The sequence below is a fragment of the Niveispirillum sp. CC-CTL257 genome (assembly GCF_059489915.1).
Map to the genome: position 1 here is coordinate 1 of NZ_JCAJXE010000001.1, position 19,512 is coordinate 19,512.

20 protein-coding genes are annotated in these 19,512 nt (G+C 63.1%); 5 read left to right on the forward strand and 15 right to left on the reverse strand.

The features are described 5' to 3' along the window. From ABC729_RS00005 to oppB, 7 genes are read right to left on the reverse strand one after another with little or no spacing between them, the layout of a single operon-like run. Positions 1-1,002, reverse strand: coding sequence for an ABC transporter ATP-binding protein (locus tag ABC729_RS00005; RefSeq protein WP_495605627.1), 1,002 nt, complete (start codon positions 1,000-1,002; stop codon positions 1-3). A gap of 18 nt (positions 1,003-1,020) precedes the next feature. Then, entirely contained in the window at positions 1,021-2,031 is a 1,011-nt protein-coding gene (locus ABC729_RS00010) for an ABC transporter ATP-binding protein (RefSeq protein WP_495605628.1), read from the reverse strand. A gap of 13 nt (positions 2,032-2,044) precedes the next feature. Continuing rightward, positions 2,045-2,959 carry an ABC transporter permease subunit gene (locus ABC729_RS00015; protein ID WP_495605629.1) on the reverse strand — a complete coding sequence of 305 codons (915 nt, stop codon included), beginning with the start codon at positions 2,957-2,959 and terminating at the stop codon, positions 2,045-2,047. Between the two features lie 7 nt (positions 2,960-2,966). Beyond that, positions 2,967-3,224 carry a DUF2442 domain-containing protein gene (locus ABC729_RS00020; protein ID WP_495605630.1) on the reverse strand — a complete coding sequence of 86 codons (258 nt, stop codon included), beginning with the start codon at positions 3,222-3,224 and terminating at the stop codon, positions 2,967-2,969. Continuing rightward, complete coding sequence (locus ABC729_RS00025; protein ID WP_495605631.1) at positions 3,224-3,454, reverse strand: DUF4160 domain-containing protein; 231 nt, start codon at positions 3,452-3,454, stop codon at positions 3,224-3,226. The genes ABC729_RS00020 and ABC729_RS00025 overlap by 1 nt, the downstream gene beginning before the upstream one ends. Before the next feature lie 30 nt (positions 3,455-3,484). Further along, positions 3,485-5,320, reverse strand: a complete 1,836-nt coding sequence (locus ABC729_RS00030; protein WP_495605632.1) for a M2 family metallopeptidase — start codon at positions 5,318-5,320, stop codon at positions 3,485-3,487. Positions 5,321-5,379: 59 nt separating this feature from the next. Next, entirely contained in the window at positions 5,380-6,351 is a 972-nt protein-coding gene (gene oppB / locus ABC729_RS00035) for an oligopeptide ABC transporter permease OppB (RefSeq protein ID WP_495605633.1), read from the reverse strand. A 496-nt stretch (positions 6,352-6,847) separates the two neighbouring features. Here oppB and acnA point away from each other — a divergent pair, with 496 nt between their 5' ends. Then, a complete protein-coding gene (gene acnA / locus ABC729_RS00040; RefSeq protein ID WP_495605634.1) occupies positions 6,848-9,553 on the forward strand; it encodes an aconitate hydratase AcnA in 2,706 nt (901 codons plus the stop codon). A 173-nt stretch (positions 9,554-9,726) separates the two neighbouring features. On the opposite strand, the gene ABC729_RS00045 is transcribed toward acnA, so the two are convergent. The 4 genes from ABC729_RS00045 to ABC729_RS00060 all read right to left on the reverse strand — a co-directional run bounded on the left by ABC729_RS00045 (position 9,727) and on the right by ABC729_RS00060 (position 11,339). After that, complete coding sequence (locus ABC729_RS00045) at positions 9,727-10,314, reverse strand: hypothetical protein (RefSeq protein WP_495605635.1); 588 nt, start codon at positions 10,312-10,314, stop codon at positions 9,727-9,729. A gap of 27 nt (positions 10,315-10,341) precedes the next feature. Beyond that, positions 10,342-10,758 carry a type II toxin-antitoxin system VapC family toxin gene (locus tag ABC729_RS00050; RefSeq protein ID WP_495605636.1) on the reverse strand — a complete coding sequence of 139 codons (417 nt, stop codon included), beginning with the start codon at positions 10,756-10,758 and terminating at the stop codon, positions 10,342-10,344. Then, positions 10,758-11,018 (reverse strand): type II toxin-antitoxin system Phd/YefM family antitoxin, encoded by a 261-nt coding sequence (locus tag ABC729_RS00055; protein ID WP_495605637.1) that lies wholly within the window; start codon positions 11,016-11,018, stop codon positions 10,758-10,760. The genes ABC729_RS00050 and ABC729_RS00055 overlap by 1 nt, the downstream gene beginning before the upstream one ends. Positions 11,019-11,093: 75 nt before the next feature. Further along, positions 11,094-11,339 carry a helix-turn-helix domain-containing protein gene (locus ABC729_RS00060; RefSeq protein WP_495605638.1) on the reverse strand — a complete coding sequence of 82 codons (246 nt, stop codon included), beginning with the start codon at positions 11,337-11,339 and terminating at the stop codon, positions 11,094-11,096. Positions 11,340-11,449: 110 nt separating this feature from the next. Here ABC729_RS00060 and ABC729_RS00065 point away from each other — a divergent pair, with 110 nt between their 5' ends. Together ABC729_RS00065 and ABC729_RS00070 are read left to right on the forward strand one after the other, a co-directional pair. Then, a complete protein-coding gene (locus ABC729_RS00065) occupies positions 11,450-11,716 on the forward strand; it encodes a hypothetical protein (RefSeq protein ID WP_495605639.1) in 267 nt (88 codons plus the stop codon). A 588-nt stretch (positions 11,717-12,304) separates the two neighbouring features. Next, positions 12,305-13,825 (forward strand): histidine kinase dimerization/phospho-acceptor domain-containing protein, encoded by a 1,521-nt coding sequence (locus ABC729_RS00070; protein ID WP_495605640.1) that lies wholly within the window; start codon positions 12,305-12,307, stop codon positions 13,823-13,825. Positions 13,826-13,838: 13 nt separating this feature from the next. Here ABC729_RS00070 and ABC729_RS00075 read toward each other — a convergent pair whose 3' ends face one another. Together ABC729_RS00075 and ABC729_RS00080 are read right to left on the reverse strand one after the other, a co-directional pair. Then, positions 13,839-14,336 carry a hypothetical protein gene (locus ABC729_RS00075; RefSeq protein WP_495605641.1) on the reverse strand — a complete coding sequence of 166 codons (498 nt, stop codon included), beginning with the start codon at positions 14,334-14,336 and terminating at the stop codon, positions 13,839-13,841. A gap of 286 nt (positions 14,337-14,622) precedes the next feature. Then, positions 14,623-15,612, reverse strand: coding sequence for a zinc-dependent alcohol dehydrogenase family protein (locus ABC729_RS00080; protein ID WP_495605642.1), 990 nt, complete (start codon positions 15,610-15,612; stop codon positions 14,623-14,625). 107 nt (positions 15,613-15,719) lie between these two features. Between ABC729_RS00080 and ABC729_RS00085 the strand changes: the two genes are divergently transcribed. Next, entirely contained in the window at positions 15,720-16,622 is a 903-nt protein-coding gene (locus ABC729_RS00085; RefSeq protein WP_495605643.1) for a LysR substrate-binding domain-containing protein, read from the forward strand. Here ABC729_RS00085 and rraA read toward each other — a convergent pair whose 3' ends face one another. Beyond that, entirely contained in the window at positions 16,623-17,099 is a 477-nt protein-coding gene (rraA, locus tag ABC729_RS00090; protein WP_495605644.1) for a ribonuclease E activity regulator RraA, read from the reverse strand. A 64-nt stretch (positions 17,100-17,163) separates the two neighbouring features. Continuing rightward, positions 17,164-18,249, reverse strand: coding sequence for a GGDEF domain-containing protein (locus tag ABC729_RS00095; RefSeq protein ID WP_495605645.1), 1,086 nt, complete (start codon positions 18,247-18,249; stop codon positions 17,164-17,166). A gap of 193 nt (positions 18,250-18,442) precedes the next feature. On the opposite strand from ABC729_RS00095, the gene ABC729_RS00100 reads away from it, so the two are divergent. Further along, positions 18,443-19,465 carry an NADP-dependent oxidoreductase gene (locus ABC729_RS00100; protein WP_495605646.1) on the forward strand — a complete coding sequence of 341 codons (1,023 nt, stop codon included), beginning with the start codon at positions 18,443-18,445 and terminating at the stop codon, positions 19,463-19,465. The last annotated feature ends 47 nt before the right edge of the window (positions 19,466-19,512 follow it).

Here is a 19,512-nt window from a genome sequence, read left to right on the forward strand (position 1 = left end):
TCACACCAGTTTTTTCTCCGGCGGCCCCCAATGGTGGCAGGCGACCTTGTGGCCGGGTGCCTTTTCCTCCAGGACGGGGACGTCGCTGGCGCAGATGTCGGTGGCCTTGGGGCATCTTGTGCGAAAGACGCAGCCGGAGGGGGGCTTCATCGGGCTGGGCAGGTCGCCGCCCAGCACGATGCGTTCCTTGTTCTTCTCCACATCCGGGTCGGGCACTGGCACGGCGGAGATCAGGGCCTGGGTGTAGGGGTGCAGGGGGGCGGCATAGATGGCGTCGCGGGTGGCGATTTCCATGACCCGGCCCAGATACAGCACCATCACCCGGTGGCTGACATGGCGGACCACGGACAGGTCGTGGCTGATGAACAGCAGCGACAGGCCCATTTCCTGTTGCAGGTCCATCAGCAGATTGACGATCTGGGCCTGGATCGACACGTCGAGGGCCGAGACAGGCTCGTCGCAGACCACCATCTTGGGCTTCAGGATCATGGCGCGCGCGATGCCGATGCGCTGGCACTGGCCGCCAGAGAATTCGTGCGGGTAGCGGTTGATCATCTGCGGCAGCAGGCCGACCTTGGCCATCATGTCGCGCACCAGCGCCTTGCGCTCATCCTTCGACAGTTTGGGGCGATAGACGGTCAAGGGCTCGGCGATGATGTCGCCCACGGTCATGCGGGGGTTCAAGGACGCCAGCGGGTCCTGGAAGACGATCTGCATCTCCTCCCGCTTCTGCCGCACCACCTCCGCCCCGACACCGGTCAGGTCGGACCCCATGAACACCACCTGGCCGTCGGTGGGCTTGATCAGTTGCAGGATGGCACGGCCCAGCGTGGATTTGCCACAGCCGCTTTCCCCCACAATCCCCAGCGTCTCGCCCTCATTCAGGGTGAAGGAGACACCGTCAACGGCCTTCAGCGGCGTGTACTGGCCGATCAGCAACCCGCCGGTGCGGATGGGGAAATGGACCTTCAGGTCCGACACACGGAGCAATTCCTTGGACATGGCATCAACTCCGCACAATCAGGCGACAACCAGCGACGGGGCCGCCGGGTCGGTAACAGGGTTCTGTAGGCTGACCAGATGGCAGGCCTTGGCATGGCCGGGTCCAACCTCGCGCAGCAACGGCAGCTCTGACCGGCAGCGCTCATGCACGAAGTCGCAGCGTTCCTGGAACGGGCAGGCCTTGGGCAGGCGCTGCAGGTTCGGCGGCTGGCCGGGAATGGCGTAGAGCTTCTCCTGCCGGTCCTCCGTCAGGCGCGGCATGGAGGAGAGCAGGCCGGCGGCATAGGGGTGGGCGGGCTCATAGAAAATATCCCGCACCGTGCCCGTCTCCATGAACCGCCCGCCATACATGACCTGCACCTTGTCACACAGGCCGGCGACGGTGCCCAGATCATGGGTGATCAGGACGATGGCGGCCTTGGTCACCCGCTTCAGGTCGGACATCAGATCCAGGATCTGGGCCTGCACCGTCACGTCCAGCGCCGTGGTCGGCTCATCCGCGATCAGCAGTTCCGGCTCACACAGCAGCGCCATGGCGATCATGATGCGCTGACGCATGCCGCCCGACAGCTCATGCGGATACTGGGCCAGACGGCGGCCTGCCTCCGGGATGCGCACAAGGTTCAGCATGTCGAGCGCGCGCTTGACGGCCTGGGCCTCGCTCATGCCCTTATGCTGCACCAGAACCTCGGTCATCTGCCGGCCGATGCGCAGATGCGGGGTCAGGCCGGTCATGCTGTCCTGAAAGATCATGGCGATCTTGTCGCCCCGGATCTTGTTCAGCTCCTTGATCGGCATGCCGACCAGTTCGGTGCCCCGGTATTTTGCCGACCCCAGCGCCCGACCATTGCGGGCCAGCAGGCCCATCACCGACATGAACAGCTGGCTCTTGCCCGAACCGCTCTCGCCGACGATGCCGACGCATTCGCCCTCATTCACGTCGAAAGAAACGCCATTGACGGCGCTGACCTCGCCATCGGGCGTGGCGAAACGGACCGAGAGGTCGCGGACTTCCAGAACTGCGGTCATCTTGTCCGTTCCCTTAGCGGTCCTTGGGGTCCAGCGCGTCGCGCAGACCGTCACCGATGAAATTGAAGCAGAACAGTGTCACGGCCAGGAAGACAGCCGGGAAGATCAGCATGTGCGGGGCGTTTTCCATCTGGGCGGCACCCTCGGAGATCAGCACGCCCCAGCTGGTCATCGGCTCCTGTACGCCCAGGCCCAGGAAGGACAGGAAGCTTTCCACCAGGATCACGACGGGCACCAGCAGGGTGACGAACACGATGACGGGGCCGATAACGTTGGGGATGATATGGCGCAGGATGATGTTGGGCGTCGACACGCCGGCGGCACGCGCCGCCTCGATATATTCCTTGCGCTTCACCGACAGGGTCTGGCCGCGCACGATGCGCGCCATGGTCAGCCATTCGACACAGCCGATGGCCGCAAAGACCAGCAGGATGTGCCGGCCAAACACCACCACCAGGATGATGACGAAGAACATCAGCGGCATGGAATAGAGCACATCGACGATGCGCATCATGATGCTGTCGATCCGCCCGCCGAAATATCCCGCCATGGCGCCATAGACCACTCCGATCATCAGGGCCACCAGTGTGGTCACGACACCGACGGCCAGCGACACCTTGGCACCGTACAGGGTGCGGATGAACAGGTCGCGGCCATTGGCATCGGTCCCGAACCAGTGGCTGCCCTCCAACTGCGGCCCCACCCCGATATAGTCCCAATAGACCTCGTCATAGGCATGCGGGCTCAGGAAATCCGCGAAGATCGCCATGAAGGTGATGATCCCCAGCACAATCATGCTGGCAACCGCCATCTTATTGGCAAACAACCGACGGCGCGCGTCCTGCCACAGGGAACGGCCCTGCACATCCTCGCCCGCCTTCTCGATCAGCGCCGACCGCTTGGCCCCGCCGGTGATGTCTTGAACCATTATTGCCTCACGCCGCCTTGGCTTGCGACCGTTGCCAGAGATTGGGGGCGGACAGTTCCATCAAGTCCGACCAATGCACACAAAAACCGTCTTCGCCGACACTGGCCCGGTCAAACAAACCGGGTTCGTCCCGCAGGGGAGCAAAAATCAGAAGCTCATCGACGACGTCCGACACATCCACGATCGAAACGGGACCTGTGTCCCATGTCAGCCGCAGACGATAGCCGGGCATTGTTTCAACCTGAGTGATCCGGGGCGTCCGCATCACGACCTCCGCTCGTTGAAGCCGTTCCAAAGCGTCATCAGCGTATCACGGTTCTCCAGGATCCAGTCCATGGCCGGCTCAACATGACGAAGACTGCCAACCATGGTCCGACCCGTTACGATATTCACCGCCATATCTTGCCCATCGAACAGAATATGCACATGTGGCGGCGGGTGATCGTTGGGGAACATGGCAACCCGGATCGAACCGAAGCGCTTCAGTACCGGCATCGCCCGTCCCCCAACCACATAAACTCAACCTCACTCCCAACCGCAGCTCTTGCCCTCGTTCTGCTTGTCCAGCCATTCCTTCAGCGGCGCGAAATAGGCCAGCATGGCCGTCGCGTCGATCTGTTCGGTGCCGGTGAAGGTCTTCAGTGCTTCCGGCCAGGGCTTGGACGCGCCCAGTTCCAGCATGGCCTTGAACTTCGCCCCAACCTCGGCATTGCCGGCGATGGAGCAGCGGTGCAGCGGGCCGGTGAAGCCGGCCTGATCGCAGGCGGCCTTGTGGAACTGGAACTGCAGGATGCGGGCCAGGAAATAGCGCACATAGGGCACGCTGGTCGGCACGTGGTTCTTGGCACCCGGATCGAAATCCGCCGCGGTACGTTCCACGGGCGAGGAGACGCCCTGGTACTTGGTACGCAGTTCCCACCAAGCCTTGTTGTAATCTTCCGGCTTGATGTTGCCGTTGAACACATTCCAGCGCCACTTATCGATCAGCAGACCGAAGGGCAGGAACGCCACCTTATCCATGGCCTGTTGCAGCAGCAGCGGCACATCACCCTCGGTGGAGGGTTCCTTGTCCAGCAGGCCCAGCTTCACCAGATAGCCCGGCGTCACCGACAGGGCGATGAAGTCACCAATAGCCTCGTGGAAGCCGTCATTGGCCCCGTTGCGGAACAGGGTCGACTGGTTCTTGTAGGCACGCTGGTAGAAATTATGGCCCAGCTCGTGATGCACGGTCTGGAAATCGTCACCATTGACCCGCATGCACATCTTGATGCGGATATCGTCCTTGTCGTCGATATCCCAGGCCGACGCATGGCACACGACCTCGCGGTCGCGCGGGCGGGTGATCTGCGAACGCTCCCAGAAGGTCTGGGGCAGCGGCTCAAAGCCCAGGCCCGTGAAGAAGCCTTCCGCCGACTTGGTCATCTTGATCGGGTCGTACCCGGCCTTGGTCAGCAGCTTGGTCACATCGACATTGGTGGCGGCCTGCTTGGGCGCCACCAGATCATAGATGTTGCCCCATTCCTGCGCCCACATATTGCCCAGGAGATGGGCCGGGATCGGCTTGTCCTGCGGCACGACATCGGTGCCGTACTTCTCACCCAGCTTGGTGCGGGCATAGCAGTGCAGGGCCGTATAAAGCGGCTTCACCTGCCCCCACAGCCGGTCGGCCTCCTGCTCAAACGCTTCCGGCGGCATGTCATAGCCCGACCGCCACAGGGTGCCGGCATCGGGCAGGCCCAGTTCCTTGGCGCCGATATTGGCGATCTCCACCTCGCGCTGGTAGAGCGGCTTCATCTCCTGCCCGACCTTGTGCCAGCCGGCCCAGAGCCGCTTCAGCTCCTTCTCGTCACGCGAGGTGCGGAAGACATCGTCGATCTCGTCCAGGGTCAGGCAGTCGCTGCCATCGTCGCGGCAGACCTTCCCAGTGGCGTACAACTCGCCCAGCTTGGCGTCCAGCTCGGCCAGTTCCTTGTTCAGGGCCGGATCGGCGGGGGAGGGCAAGGCGGTTTCCAGGCGCAGCAGGTTCAGCTTGCGCGCCACATCGGCCGGCAGTTCCAGGCCCACGAACCGCTTGCTCTCTGCCGTCAGGCGGGACACCAGCGCGCTGTAGGACGCGTTGCTGTCGGCGGCCAGGGCCAGCGTGTCCGGCGTGATATAGGTGTTCTGAACCCATGCCATACGGTACGCCTTTTCGCGCGCGGCACCCAGCTCGGCTTCGGCCTTGGCGACGAAGGCGGTGGCCTCCTCCACGGTGGGCTTGGCCGGCGTGGCGGCCTGCTTGTCGCCCGGCTGCCCACAGGCCGCCAGGATCATCATGGCACCGAAGGCGACGCCGGTGCGGAGGTGCTTGGTGATGCGCATGGACCCCTGTCCTTCCCTGCTGAACGTTGGCTTGTTGTTGATTTTGTTGTTGTTATTTCTCAATCGTACCGAACGCGCGGGTCCATCAGGCCATAGACCAGATCGACCAGCAGGTTCATCAGCACGATGAGGCTGCCATAGGTAATGACGGTGCCCATCACCAGCGTGTAATCGCGGTTGATGGCACCCTGCACGAAGTAGCGGCCAATGCCCGGCAGGCCGAAAATCTGTTCAATCACCACCGACCCCGTCACCAGCCCGGCAATGGCCGGCCCCAGATAGGAGATGACGGGCAGCAATGCCGCACGCAGCGTGTGGCGCGTGATGATCAGATGTTCGGGCAGGCCCTTGGCATGGGCCGTGCGCACGAAGTTGGAGCGCAGCACCTCCACCATGCCGCCGCGCGTCAGGCGGCTGATGATGGCGATCTGCGGCAAGGACAGGGCGATGACCGGCAGCACCAGATTGCGCAACGACCCGTCACCCAGACCCGCCACCGGGAGCCAGCCCAGATAAATGCCGAACACCAGGGTCAGCAGCGGGGCCATCACGAAGTTCGGGATGGTGATGCCCACCATGGCCACACCCATGATGGAATAGTCGGTGCGCGTGTTCTGGCGCATGGCGGCCAGGATGCCCAAGGTGCAGCCGATCACCACCGCCAGCGTGATGGCCGAAAGGCCCAGCTTCAGCGACACCGGGAAACCCGTCCCGATCAGTTCGGAGACCGAGAAATCCTTATAGGTGAAGGAGGGGCCGAAATCGCCCTGCACCGCATTGCCCAGATAGATCAGGAACTGCTGCCAGACCGGCTTGTCCAGATTATAGGCCGCCTTCAGGTTCGCCTCGATCTCCGGCGGCAGCACGCGTTCGCTGTCGAACGGGCCGCCCGGCGCCGAATGCATCAGGAAGAACGACAAAGCCACGATCACCAGCAATGTCGGGATCGCTTCCAGCAAGCGCCGGACAGTGTAAGACAGCATCGACAGGGTCCCTCCATCGCGCCTCGGTTCCCGCATGGTATCAGCCATGCAACGAACGCATCCCGCGCGGACGGCATGACATCTCTGTGAAAAAGTCCGCCCTGTCAACCGTGCCACCGCAAAAGAGATATTATTTCAAAACCGGTGATGCAGGCGGGTCATTCACCAATTTATGGGAGCGGGGTTAGGAAATTTTTGGGCTTAAGGCACGCACGCCGTCGGTCGGATTGAGGCGTAAGCCGAGCCCCGACAAGCGATGGTCGCTGATTGGTGTCAGGGCCCGCCTCCGGCTCGACCTGACCCACGGTATCCAGGAGGGGGTGAACCCAATTAAGATCGTTTCGCAACAAGTCGTAAATCCATCCCGATCTGTACAAAAATCGGGGGCTGATCCCCTCAACCTGCCCTTTCCCCGCACCGCAAAAAGCGCTAAACCACGCTCCGAAAATGCCATCCTGGCAGATCGTCGGTCCCGGACGCTGGAGCCGGGGCGAGTAGGGTCTGCCATTTACCCCCGCGACCCCGTTGGAGGAGTCACCCCCCGATGTCCACGTTCACCGGCACCGACAGCCTGAAGACCCGCCGCACGCTTTCCGTCGGCGGCAAGTCCGTTGATTATTTCAGCATTCCCGAAGCGGAGAAGGCCGGTCTGGGCGATGTGTCGCGCCTGCCCTTCTCGATGAAGGTCCTGCTGGAAAACCTGCTGCGCTTCGAAGATGGGCGCACGGTGAGCGTTGAGGACGTGAAGGCCGTCGCCCAGTGGCTGGTCGACAAGCGGTCCGACCGCGAGATCGCCTATCGCCCGGCCCGCGTGCTGATGCAGGATTTCACGGGCGTGCCTGCCGTCTGCGATCTGGCCGCGATGCGCGAGGCGATGGTGGCCCTGGGTGGCGACCCGACCAAGATCAACCCGCTGACGCCCGTCGATCTGGTCATCGACCATTCCGTCATGGTGGACAGCTTCGGCACGCCGCAGGCCTTCGACGAGAATGTCGAGCTGGAATTCCAGCGCAATGGTGAGCGTTACGAGTTCCTGCGCTGGGGCCAGAAGGCGTTCAACAATTTCCGCGTGGTCCCGCCGGGCACCGGCATCTGCCATCAGGTGAACCTGGAATATCTGGCCCAGACCGTCTGGACCGATACCGACCAGACCGGCGCCACCGTCGCCTATCCCGACACGCTGGTCGGCACCGACAGCCACACCACCATGGTCAACGGCATGGCCGTCCTGGGCTGGGGCGTGGGCGGTATCGAGGCGGAAGCCGCGATGCTGGGCCAGCCGATCTCGATGCTGATCCCGGAAGTTGTCGGCTTCAAGCTGACCGGCAAGCTGCGTGAGGGTGCGACCGCCACCGATCTGGTGCTGACCGTCACCCAGATGCTGCGCAAGAAGAAGGTGGTGGGCAAGTTTGTCGAGTTCTATGGCCCCGGCCTGGACGCGCTGACCCTGGCCGACCGTGCGACGATCGCCAACATGGCTCCGGAATATGGCGCCACCTGCGGTATCTTCCCGATCGACGCCGAGACCATCCGCTTCCTGCACTTCACGGGCCGCGACGCCGACCGCGTGGCGCTGGTCGAGGCCTATGCCAAGGCCCAGGGCATGTGGCGCGATGCGTCCTCGCCCGATCCGGTCTTCACCGACACGCTGGAACTGGACCTGGGTTCGGTGGAGCCGTCGCTGGCCGGGCCGAAGCGTCCGCAGGACCGCGTGCTGCTGTCCAACGTCACCAAGGAATTCGGTGAATTCCTGGCCACCGATGTGGGTAACCGCCCCGTCAGCCAGCCGACCGACGTTGCCGGTGCCGATTACAAGCTGGATCACGGCCATGTTGTGATCGCCGCTATCACGTCCTGCACCAACACCTCCAACCCGTCGGTGCTGTTCGCCGCCGGTCTGGTGGCCAAGAAGGCGGTGGAACTGGGCCTGAAGACCAAGCCCTGGGTGAAGCCCTCGCTGGCCCCTGGGTCCCAGGTCGTGACCGATTACCTGAACGCCGCCGGCCTGACCCCGTATCTGGATCAGCTGGGCTTCAATTTGGTCGGCTATGGCTGCACCACCTGCATCGGCAATTCCGGCCCCCTGCCGGACCCGATTGCCGCCGCTGTGGATGCTGGCAAGCTGACCGTGGCGTCGGTCCTGTCCGGCAACCGCAACTTTGAAGGCCGTGTCAGCCCGCAGGTCCGCGCCAATTATCTGGCCTCCCCGCCGCTGGTGGTGGCCTATGCCCTGGCCGGCACCCTGCACCTGGACATCTCCAAGGACCCGATTGGCAAGGGCAAGGACGGCCAGGACGTGTTCCTGAAGGACATCTGGCCGACGAACAAGGAGATCGAGGACACGATCGCCCAGTTCCTGACGCGCGAAATGTTCGTCAGCCGCTATGCCAACGTGTTCCTGGGGCCGGAGCAGTGGCAGAAGATCAAGACCGTCGAAGGCATGACCTATAAGTGGGACGAGAAGTCGACCTACGCCAAGCGTCCGCCGCTGTTCGACGGCATCACCATGACGCCCGGTTCCGTGTCCGACGTGAAGGGTGCCCGTGCCCTGGCCATCCTGGGTGACAGCATCACCACCGACCATATCTCGCCCGCTGGCAACATCAAGAAGACCAGCCCCGCCGGTGAATACCTGCTGGAAAACGGCGTGATCGTCGCTGACTTCAACAGCTACGGCGCCCGCCGTGGCAACCATGAAGTCATGATGCGCGGCACCTTCGCCAATATCCGCATCAAGAACGAGATGGTTCCCGGTGTCGAAGGTGGCGTGACCAAGTATGTGCCGACCGGCGAAGTGATGCCAATCTATAACGCGTCGATGAAGTACCAGGCCGAGGGCACGCCGCTGGTGGTGTTCGCCGGTCAGGAATATGGCACCGGCTCCTCGCGTGACTGGGCCGCCAAGGGCACCCGCCTGCTGGGCGTCTCCGCCGTCATCGCCGAAAGCTTTGAGCGTATCCACCGGTCCAATCTGGTCGGCATGGGCATTCTGCCGCTCCAGTACCCGGCCGGCGTGAACCGCCACACCCTGAAGCTGGACGGCACCGAGACCTTCGACATCGAAGGCGTGGAAGCCGGCCTGAAGCCGCACATGGACCTGAAGCTGACCATCACCCGCGCCGACGGGACCCAGGAAGTCGTCAACCTGTTCTGCCGTATCGATACGCTGGACGAGGTCGACTATTTCAAGAATGGCGGCATCCTGCAGTACGTGCTGCGCAACCTCGCTGCCCCGGCGGCGGCGGAGTAACGGTTGCTGTTGTATCCATCGCCGGGATGACCCGGCGGTGGGTGGAGAGAAGAAAAGCCCGGTGGAGCGATCTGCCGGGCTTTTTTGTTTGGGTGCAGGATGTTCCTACTCAAAGACCTTTGTCGCTCTATCGGGACAAATGGCTTGCTAGTCGGTACCTGCTGCGCACGCTCTCACTGCAACTTTAATAGGTCTCTGATCAGTTGCTCTCGGGTCGGTTCAGCGTCATTTACCATTGCGCCCACGAATCGCCGCTCACTGGCTTCGAACCAAAGAATAGCATCAATTTTACGCCTTGGTTCAAGCAAGCGTCCGTTTGCCAATTCAAGCATCGACGCAATGCGCGTGCCGTCGGCAGCGTGGAAATAGCCTGTCACAGTTTCACGTATGTCACTGAAGTTCGATGCATCATCGTGATTAACAAAAGCCAAAATGTTGATCGCAGTTCTTCGAGGATTTACCGCATCGAATTGCTTTACGGCATTCGCCATGTGTCGGGAGAGGCGGTTGAATATGGGATCATCCCGAATTCCGCCAACGATGGCCCCCGGTTGGGCATCATCAAGCAGTTCGTCCAACCATGGATCGTGAGGAGACTTCACTTCGCAATAGGCAACCAAATACTCCCCACAAACTACACGAAAGTCTGGTGTTTTTCCCTTCTGTGTCTCTGCGTGCTCGAACCGGCTGACTATCAGGTTCCGGGTAGCTAGATAGTTGGCAACTAGGTCAAGATCCGCTTGCTCGTCGGGTTGTCGCACGGGACGCCTCTCAATCGTTGATATCCACTACCCCCAAGGATTGATCAGCGGAACCCCCGTCGCCGTGAAGTCAGCCACGTTCCGCGTCACAACCGACATGCCATGATGCAGCGCCGTGGCGGCAATGAGGGCGTCGCGGTCGCTTCTTGGGTCGGGGACATGCAGGCGGGCGCAGCGCAGGGCGATGGCTTCATCAATGGGCAAGGTCCGGGCGGAAAATTCTGGCCGCACAATCGTATCGACCCATTGGCGCAGAAGGCTGGCCTGTCTTTGATCCCGCCGTTCAACACGCAGGATGCCAATCTCAAGCTCCATCACCGTAATTACGGATATGAAAAAGCCGTTGGCATCCCGGTCCGCCAGCCATGCCGTCACATTGGGATCGGCACGCCCATCGCCCAGTTTGCGCAGTTCCGAAAGGACATTCGTGTCCAACAGATACATCAGGAAAAATCCGCCGGGCGGGACCGCATGTCCGCCTTGGGGGGATCAAATTCGATCTCCGACAGGCCGGGCATGGATAATGCCTCCACCAGATTGCGGCCCGGCGCTGCACCGCTCAGGCGCTGGTACTCTGTATAGGACAGCAGCACAAAGGCCGGCTTGCCCCGGTCGGTGATGATCACAGGGGTCTGCGTGGCGGCGCGCTTCGCCTTGCCTAAATCCTGGTTCAACTCCCGGCTGGATACGGTCGTGACAGCCATCGCTTACCTCCCGCCTGTAATGTGGCCATGTTACTACATGGTCCGCCAATCGCCAAGCTGGGGGTTCAGGTCGATCTAGGGGGCTGCACCCACCACGCCCCGCTCCTCACTGAACCGGATGCCGGCTTCCTGCAGGCAGGTGACCAGCTTTACCATCGTGCCTGCCTGAGGGCGGTTCTCGCCGCCTTCGAACTTGAGAATCGTATGGGTGGCGATGCCAGCCCGCTCGGCCAAATCCTTCTGCGCCCAGCCTAAAAGGCTCCGCGCAGCTTTGCACTGTGCGGGTGAAATCTCAAAAGGGCGGGGGACCGGCTTTGTCATGCTTGACAGACGCCTTATTTCCTACTTAATGTTCACAAAGCGGATAACCCGTCCCCCAACAATATCGGCAACACCCTGCCTAGGGAAGGGCGGGGTAGGAAAGGTGCGTCATGACGGTGTCGCCGGAGGTGATGCGGTGGGTGCGGGCGCTGGAGGAGGCGGAGCGGCGGCCGACGGGGATCAGCGATGATGAGGCCGGCCTCCTGGCCGAGCGGCGGGAAAAGCTGATGCGGTGTCTGGCCGTGGAGCCGAACCGGTCCCCGGCGGACGCCGCCGCCAAACTCGCCATCCTCTGCCGCCGCCTGCGCCAGGACGCCAGCCCCGCCTCTCCCTGGAGTGTCGCCAATTATCTGTTGGCGGACGGGTGGCCCGCATGACTGACCTGACGTCCGCCGGCCTTCAAAGCTGACTTCCCGTGCCGCTTCCACTATACTACCCCCATCCACGCCACCACTCTATCTTCCCCATGCGGGGTTCGCCGTTTCCGGCGTTGGCGGGTCGTGCGGGATGAAACACACCCCTGTTTTTTGTTGCATCATGTTGCACGGACCGTCCGCCGGTCGCGACGGACGCCGATTGTCCGCTGGGCGGCGGTGACGGGCGGGGCGTACCTTTGCTTGTAACGATGGTTCATGGGGATGTCGCGGTGGTGAGCGTTACTGCTGCGGCTGTAGAAATCCGGGTTCCTGTTGTTGGCATTGGTAATTGTCCGATTCGCCTGTACATGGATCGTTTCAATTGTTTCTTGCACAATTTTTGGACTGTTGCCGATGTCACCCAAAGGCATTTACGCAATTTTAGGTAATAATCACTCCGCAGGGGTAACGTTTGGTTAATAATATATTTAAGGTTTGCAAAGATCGTTCTCAGGACCCGAATCGGCCTTCATGTATATGATTAACTGTAGTCCCCCAGGGGAATCGGTGCTTACCTGACTCGGTTCTCGCAAATCCGGGGGGATGGCGATGGGGCTGCGTGAGGTTGATTGGTCGGCGAACGGGGATGCGGGCGCGGATGCGTTCGATCAACTGGTGTCGGCGCTGGAACTGGCGACAGAGGTGGGGGATCAGGCGCTGTTTGTCTGGCAGCCCGGCTGGCGGCGCGTCTGGTTCTCCTCGACCCTGCTGGCCAGCCTGTGGGCAGAAGGGGAGCCGGTTTGGACCGGCATCGACGATTTCCTGAATACCATAGAGGCGAATGAACGTTCGCTGGCGGACGGGCTGCTGCGGCTTTGCGCGGCGGGGCAGCGTAGCGGCTGGACGCAGGCCTTCACTATTCGTCGTGCCGATGGCAGCCTGGCCAAGCTGGAATGTCGTATGAACAGCCGGGGGGACGGCCTGTTTGTCGGGGCTGTCCTGTTGGCTGAATCCGAACTGACAGAGGCGCGGATCCTGCTGCGCCTGTTGTCCGATGAGTTGAATGACGGCAGTTGGGAATGGGACATCGCGGGTGACCGGGTGACCCTGTCGCCGGGCCTGTGCGGCATGCTGGGCATGCCGGCCCAATCGGTGGTCGTCACGTCGGCGGGGCTGACTGAACTGGTCCATCCGGACGACCGGGCCGCCATGGCGGCGGCGGCGGGCCCGGCGCTGGCGGGTGCTGTCGACGGCTTCCGCAATCGCGTCCGTTTCCGCCATATCGATGGCAGCTATCGTCATATTCTCTGTACGGGGCGGCGTTTGCCCTATGCCGGGCCTCCCCGTTTCGTGGGCCGGCATCTGGATATCACTGATGCCGTGGAACGGGAGCAGCAGTTGCAGGCATTGGCCGCCGACCTGCAGCGCCAGACGTCGCTGGCTATGGCGGCCAGCCGGGCCAAATCGACCTTTCTGTCCTCGGTCTCACACGAATTCCGTACACCCTTGTCCTCAATCCTGGGCTTTGCCGAACTGCTGCATGGCACGGCGGAAAGCGATCAGGCGCGCGAATATGCCGATTATGTGCGTCAGGCCGGGTATCGGCTGATGTCCTATGTCGATGCGCTGCTGGCCTTTGTCCGCTATGAAAGCGACGCGCCCGCCCCACGGGCCGAACGGGTGGACGCGGTCAAGGCCGTGCGGGCCGTGGCGCGGGCAACACCGGGAAGCAGCGCGGTGCCCATGCGCGCCGTCGGGCCGGTGCCCGCGGTGCGGGCCGATCCGCAGGCGCTGCATGCCGGCCTGTCGGCCATGCTGTCGGCCATGCATGATCTGACGGGGCAACGTGGTGGGCTGGACATGGTGGTGCGCGCCACCGATTGCGGCGGACGTGTGCGGTTGCGTGTGCGGGCAACGGGGGAGGCACTGGCCGATGCCATGCCGTCGGGCGGCCTGACTGGCTTTCCTGAAAGCCAGACCGACATTCCCGCCGACCGTCAGGCCGTGGGCCTGAAGTTTCTGGTGGCGCGCAAGGTGGCGGAACTGTTTGGCGGCACCTGCGCCCTGCGCGCCCGCACCGGCGTCGGTCTGATCGCCGAGATGTCGTTGCCGACCATCCCGGCGGTCTGACGCCAGCGGGCCTTTACTTCGCCTGCTGGCTCTGCTGCTGCGGGATCAGGGCCAGGCAGTTCTCGACGATGCGGTAGCACTGGCCCAGGCGGGCGGCCTGACCATCACTGGCGCTGTTATAGACGATGCGCTGCACCACCCCGTCCTTTAGGGTGAAGGTGGCCTGGCAATCGCGGGTTTCCGTATCCGGGTAATCGTCAAACCCGACGCCCCAGCCCCAGGGCGACCAGGGGCGGCGGTAGCCGAAGCCATAGCCGAAGCCGAAATGCGGGCCGGGCGACGGCGTCGTCACCAGCCGTTCCGACGTGTAGGTGTAGTAATCGACATTATCGACGCTGGCGCTGCGCGTCGGCACGCCGGCGCAGGACAGCAGGGTCTGCTTCGGCATGCCGACAAAGGCCTGCTGGGCATAGGCGGCCTGATCGGCCTGCGGGTTGGCGCAAGCCGAAAGCCCCAGCAGCGCACCGGCGGCGATCAAGCCCCGGATGGTCGTTTGACGGTTGAGTTTCATGACCTACGCTCCTTGACGCAATCTGTCACCGGCATCATTCCCGTGCCGCCGGCCGCACCGCCCCTACAAGCTTATACGCAGACGAAGGCCGAAACCTTCGCCTGCGGAACAATGTTCACCGGAGAAAATGGCGGATCAAGGGCGATGTTTCAATGCGCCGTGTTGTAGCAGGAAGCCTGCTCTCCTCAATCGCCGGGCGGGCGCTTCTGCGCCCTTGGCTACGCCGCACGTGCGGCGCGGCGGCAGTCGCCGCCGTACCGACGGGCAGATGCACTGCCCATCGGCATCAGATCACATCAATTACCAGCTTGCCCAGCGCCTTGCCCTCCTCCAACCGCGTATGGGCCGCCCCGACATCGGCCAGGGTGAAGCGGGCGGGATCGACCAGGGGACGCAGCTTGCCCGACAGCTGTGTCAGCACCCGGCCCTGATGCGCGCGGTCGATGGCAAAGCCATGGTCATACAGCATGGGCAGCAGCATGAAGACCACATGCAGGCTCAACCCCTTGCCATGCATGGGCGACAGGTCGGCGCTGTACCCGGCCACGATGGTCACCACCTGCCCGTTGAACCGGGCGGCAGCAAAGCTGGTGGCGATGTCGCTGCCGCCGGTCGCGTCCAACACGATGTCGAAACCCTGGCCCCCCGTCAGGCGGGCCACATAGGCCTCCACCGGTTCCTTCCTATAGTTCACCACCTCATCTGCACCGAAGGACCGGGCAAGGTCGGCCTTCTCATCCGATGAGACAGTGGTGGTGACATGCGCGCCCTGCATCTTGGCGATCTGGATGGCGATATGGCCGACGCCGCCCGCCCCGCCATGGATCAGCACCTTCTCCCCCGGCTGCACCCGCGCCCGGTCCACCAGCGCCTCCCAGGCCGTCAGGGTGACCAGCGGCAGGGCGGCGGCATCATGCAGCGACAGGTTGGCGGGGGCGGGGGCCAGCAGCTTGGCGTCGGCGGCCACGTACTCGGCGTAAGTGCCCTGAAGCCCCCGTACCCCGCCGACGCAGCCATAGACGGCCTGACCGACGGTGAAGCCGGTAACGCCTTCACCCAGGGCCGCCACAGTGCCGGCCATATCACAGCCCAGGACCACCGGCAGGTCGGGCGCCAGGGCGCGGCCACCCTTGCGGATCTTGGTATCGACGGGATTGACGCTGGCCGCGTGGATTTTCACCAGCACCTGGCCGGGACCCGCCACGGGGGTGGCGACCTCCGTCAACTCGAAATTCTCCACGCCACCGAAATCCTTCAGCAGGACCGCCTTCATCATTCACTCCATCTGATCGGGTGGGGCCATCGGCCCGTTTCATGGGAACAGGATGGGCTTGACGTTTGAATAAGGGAAACGAATTATCTTGATGAAGATGATCAAGGATAATGATGATGTCGGGCCGTTTTACCGATCTGGATATGGATGCGCTGCGGGCCTTTGTGGCGATTGTCGATCATGACGGCTTCACCGCCGCAGCCGAACGGCTGCACCGCACGCAATCCGCCATCAGCATGAAGATCAAGCGGTTGGAAAGCATGCTGGGCCGCAACCTGTTCGACCGCGCGGGCCGGGCCATGACCCTGACGGCGGAGGGTGAGTTGCTGCTGTCCTATGCCCGCCGTCTGCTGGCCCTGAATGACGAGACGGTAGCCCGGCTGATGGCGCCGGAAGCGGCGGGGTTGGTGCGGTTCGGGGTGGCGGAGTATTTCGCGCCTGAACATCTGCCTCTGCTGCTGGCCCGGTTCCGCCGCGCCCATCCGCGTGTGCGCCTGGACGTATCGGTGGGTCTGGGCAGCGACATGGTGCAGGAGATTGCGGACGGGCGCCTGGATGTGGTGATCGCCAAGCGCAATGAGACAGGGCCGCAAGGCCGGTTCCTCTGGCGCGAACCTGTGGTCTGGGTGGCGGCCAGTGATTGGCAACCGGAAACGGGCGATACGCCGATACCGCTGTGCTTGCTGCCCGATCCCTGTATCTACCGGACCCGCGCCGTGGCCGCGCTGGAACGGGCAGGGCGGTCCTGGCACACGACCTATGCCAGCGGGTCGTTCCTGGCGGTACGGGCGGCAGCGCTGGCCGGGCTGGGCGTGACATGCCTGGGCGCGGGCGCGCTGGTGCCGGGCCTGCGTGTGCTGGGTCCTGCCGATGGGTTCCCGGCCCTGACCCCGGTGGAGACGGCGGTGTTCGGGGAGGACCGCGCCAAGGACGGCCCGATCCAGCCCCTGATCGATTTCCTGGTACGGGAAATCCAGGCGATCAGCCTGCCGCCGCTGTCGGTCGCGGCCTGATCACGCCTGTGTCGGCAGCACGACTACTCCGTCCTCGTCGCTGTAAACCCACTGTCCGGGCGTGAAGGTACAGTCACCGAAGCTAATGGGTACATCCGCCTCACCCGCCCCTGTCTTAGCGCTTTTCAGCGGATTGGTGCCCAGCGCCTTGACGCCCAAAGGCAGGGTGGATATGGCGACGCTGTCGCGGATCACGCCATTGACGATGATCCCGGCCCAGCCATTTCTCACAGCGAGGCCCGCGATAACATCGCCCACCAGGGCGGATGCCAGCGACCCGCCGCCATCAACCACCAGCACGGCCCCATCGCCGGGCTTGGACAGGATCGATTTCAGCAAGGCGTTGTCGCGGTGACAGCGGACAGTGCGGATGGGGCCGGCGAAGCGGGCATGGCCCCCGAAACTGCGGAACTGTGTGGAACAGCTGGCGATGACAGGTTCATGTGCATCGACCAGATCGGCGGTAGCGAAATCCATCGTTCGATACTCCCGTTGGGTCAGAGCCCGCAGAGTATCCTTTGTCGCGATCCTAACCCAGCCCCTAGGGACCGATCACCACACGGTCGCGGCCTTGGGCCTTGGCCTCGTACAGGGCCTTGTCGGCCATGGCCATCAGCGCCTCCATGGTTGGTGCGTCCAGCCCATGGGCGGCGATACCGGCGCTGACCGTGACGGTCACCGCATGCTCCCCATCGCTGATGGGTGTTGCCGCCAGCAGAGCACGCAGCCGTTCGCCCAGCTGTGCCGCCGCCTCCGCCGTGGTTTCCGGCATCAGCACCACGAACTCCTCGCCCCCCACCCGCGCGAACAGGTCCGTCTGGCGCAGGTTGGCGCGGCCCAGATCGGCCAGGGTGCGCAGCACCTTGTCGCCGAACGGGTGGCCGTAGCGATCATTGATACCCTTGAAATGATCGAGATCCATGATCATCAGTGAGAGGGGCCGGTTGAAGCGCCGTGCCCGCTCTACCTCGTCGCGGGCTTCCTGTTCCAGGCGGCGGCGGTTGGCGATGCCGGTCAGCGGGTCGATATGGGCCTGTTCCTCCAGCCGCAATTCCAGCTGGAACCCGTACCGGGCCGTGCGTTCCAGGGCCAAAGCCAGGATGCCTGATGCGAACACGCCGGTCCCGACAAAGGCGACGACATTGAACAGGGCGAACCCTTCCACACCCTTCAGCAGCAACAGGGCGATCACAACCGCGAAGCCAGGGAGATTAAGCAGCGGCACCTGCCGCGCCCGCGTCACCACCACCGCAGATACTGTGGGAAACAGGGCCAGCCCCGCCGGCCCGTAAAGGAAACCGTCCTTCAACAGGAACTGTGTCAACGCGATGGAGACGGTGCCCGCCGACACGGCCAGCATCCAGATCCAGCGCAGTTCCAGCGGTGTCGTGCGGGTGCGCAGCAGTTTCCAGGCGCATCCCATCATGATGATGGCACCCGTGCTGCGGATGGCCAGACAGGCCAGGAATTGCGTGGGGTCCAGCAAGCAGTCCCACAACAGGAAACTGAACATCGCGAGACCGCCGATGGCGACGGGGGCCAGCAGGGCATCGTTCAGACGCGAGGCGCGCCAGCCGTCAAAACGCCGTTCCGTCGCCTCGTCAAAAGTCGGCAAAAGAAAACCCATCCCCCCACCCGGCCCGTCTTTGCGGGCTTTCCACTGTTTCCTGGGTTTGCTGATGTTGCGCCAACACCATTGGGAAGACAACCCGTCACGGTTGCTGATTTTCGAACGGTCGGACGAAAACGACTTGAGTCGAACAAGCGTTTGAACGATGCTGTCTCTCAATCATCCGATAAATCTTTTTGGGGAGATGACAATGTCCACCGCGATCAACCGTCACTGGCTGCTGCTGGACCGTCCCAAGGGCGGCAATTTCAGCGAAGTCTTGTCCCTACGCGAGGCACCGGCGCCGGATGCTGGCGAGGGGCAGATCCGGGTGCGCACCATCTATCTGTCGTTGGACCCGACCAATGCGGTCTGGATGCAATATGACAGCTATCTGCCGGCCGTTCCGCTGAACAGTACCATGCGCGGTCTGGTGCTGGGCGTGGTGGATCAGTCCAACCATGCCAAGTTCAAGGTGGGCGATCTGGTCACCGGTATGGGCAGCTGGGCCGACTATACCGTGGCGGATGGCGCTTCCTTTGGTCGCGTGCCGAACATTCCCGGCCTGCCGCTGTCGGCCTATATGGGGCCGCTGGGCATGACGGGGGCGACGGCCTATTTCGGTCTGCTGGATATCGGCAAGCCCAAGGAGGGGGAGACGGTGGTCGTGTCTGCCGCCGCCGGTGCAGTGGGTTCGCTGGTTGGGCAGATCGCCAAGCTGAAGGGCTGCCGCGCGGTTGGCATTGCCGGTTCGGCCGACAAGTGCAACTGGCTGACGGGTGAGCTGGGCTATGACGCCGCAGTGAATTACAAGGAAAAGGGCTGGCAGAAGGCGCTGAAGAACGCAGTGCCGGATGGCATCGACATCTATTTCGAGAATGTCGGCGGAGAGATCACCGAGGTGGCGCTGAGCCTGCTGAACGTGAAGGGCCGTATCCCATTCTGTGGTGCCATCAGCCAGTATAATTCCACTGAGCCGGCACCCGGCCCGCGCAACCTGTCCGTCCTGGTCAGCCGCCGGGCGCGGATGGAGGGGTTCCTGGTCCTGGATTACGCGCCCCGCATGGCGGAGATGTATGCCGAGATGGGCCCCTGGCTGGCTGCTGGCCAGATCAAGTGGAAGGTGGAGCTGGACCAGGGTCTTGAAAACACCCTGACCAGCTTCAACAAGCTGTTCACGGGCGGCAATACCGGCAAGCTGGCGGTCAAGGTGTCGGACGAGCCGGCGCGGTAAAGTACCGGCTAGTCCTGATAGACAGGCCCCTTCCGCTGAATCGGAAG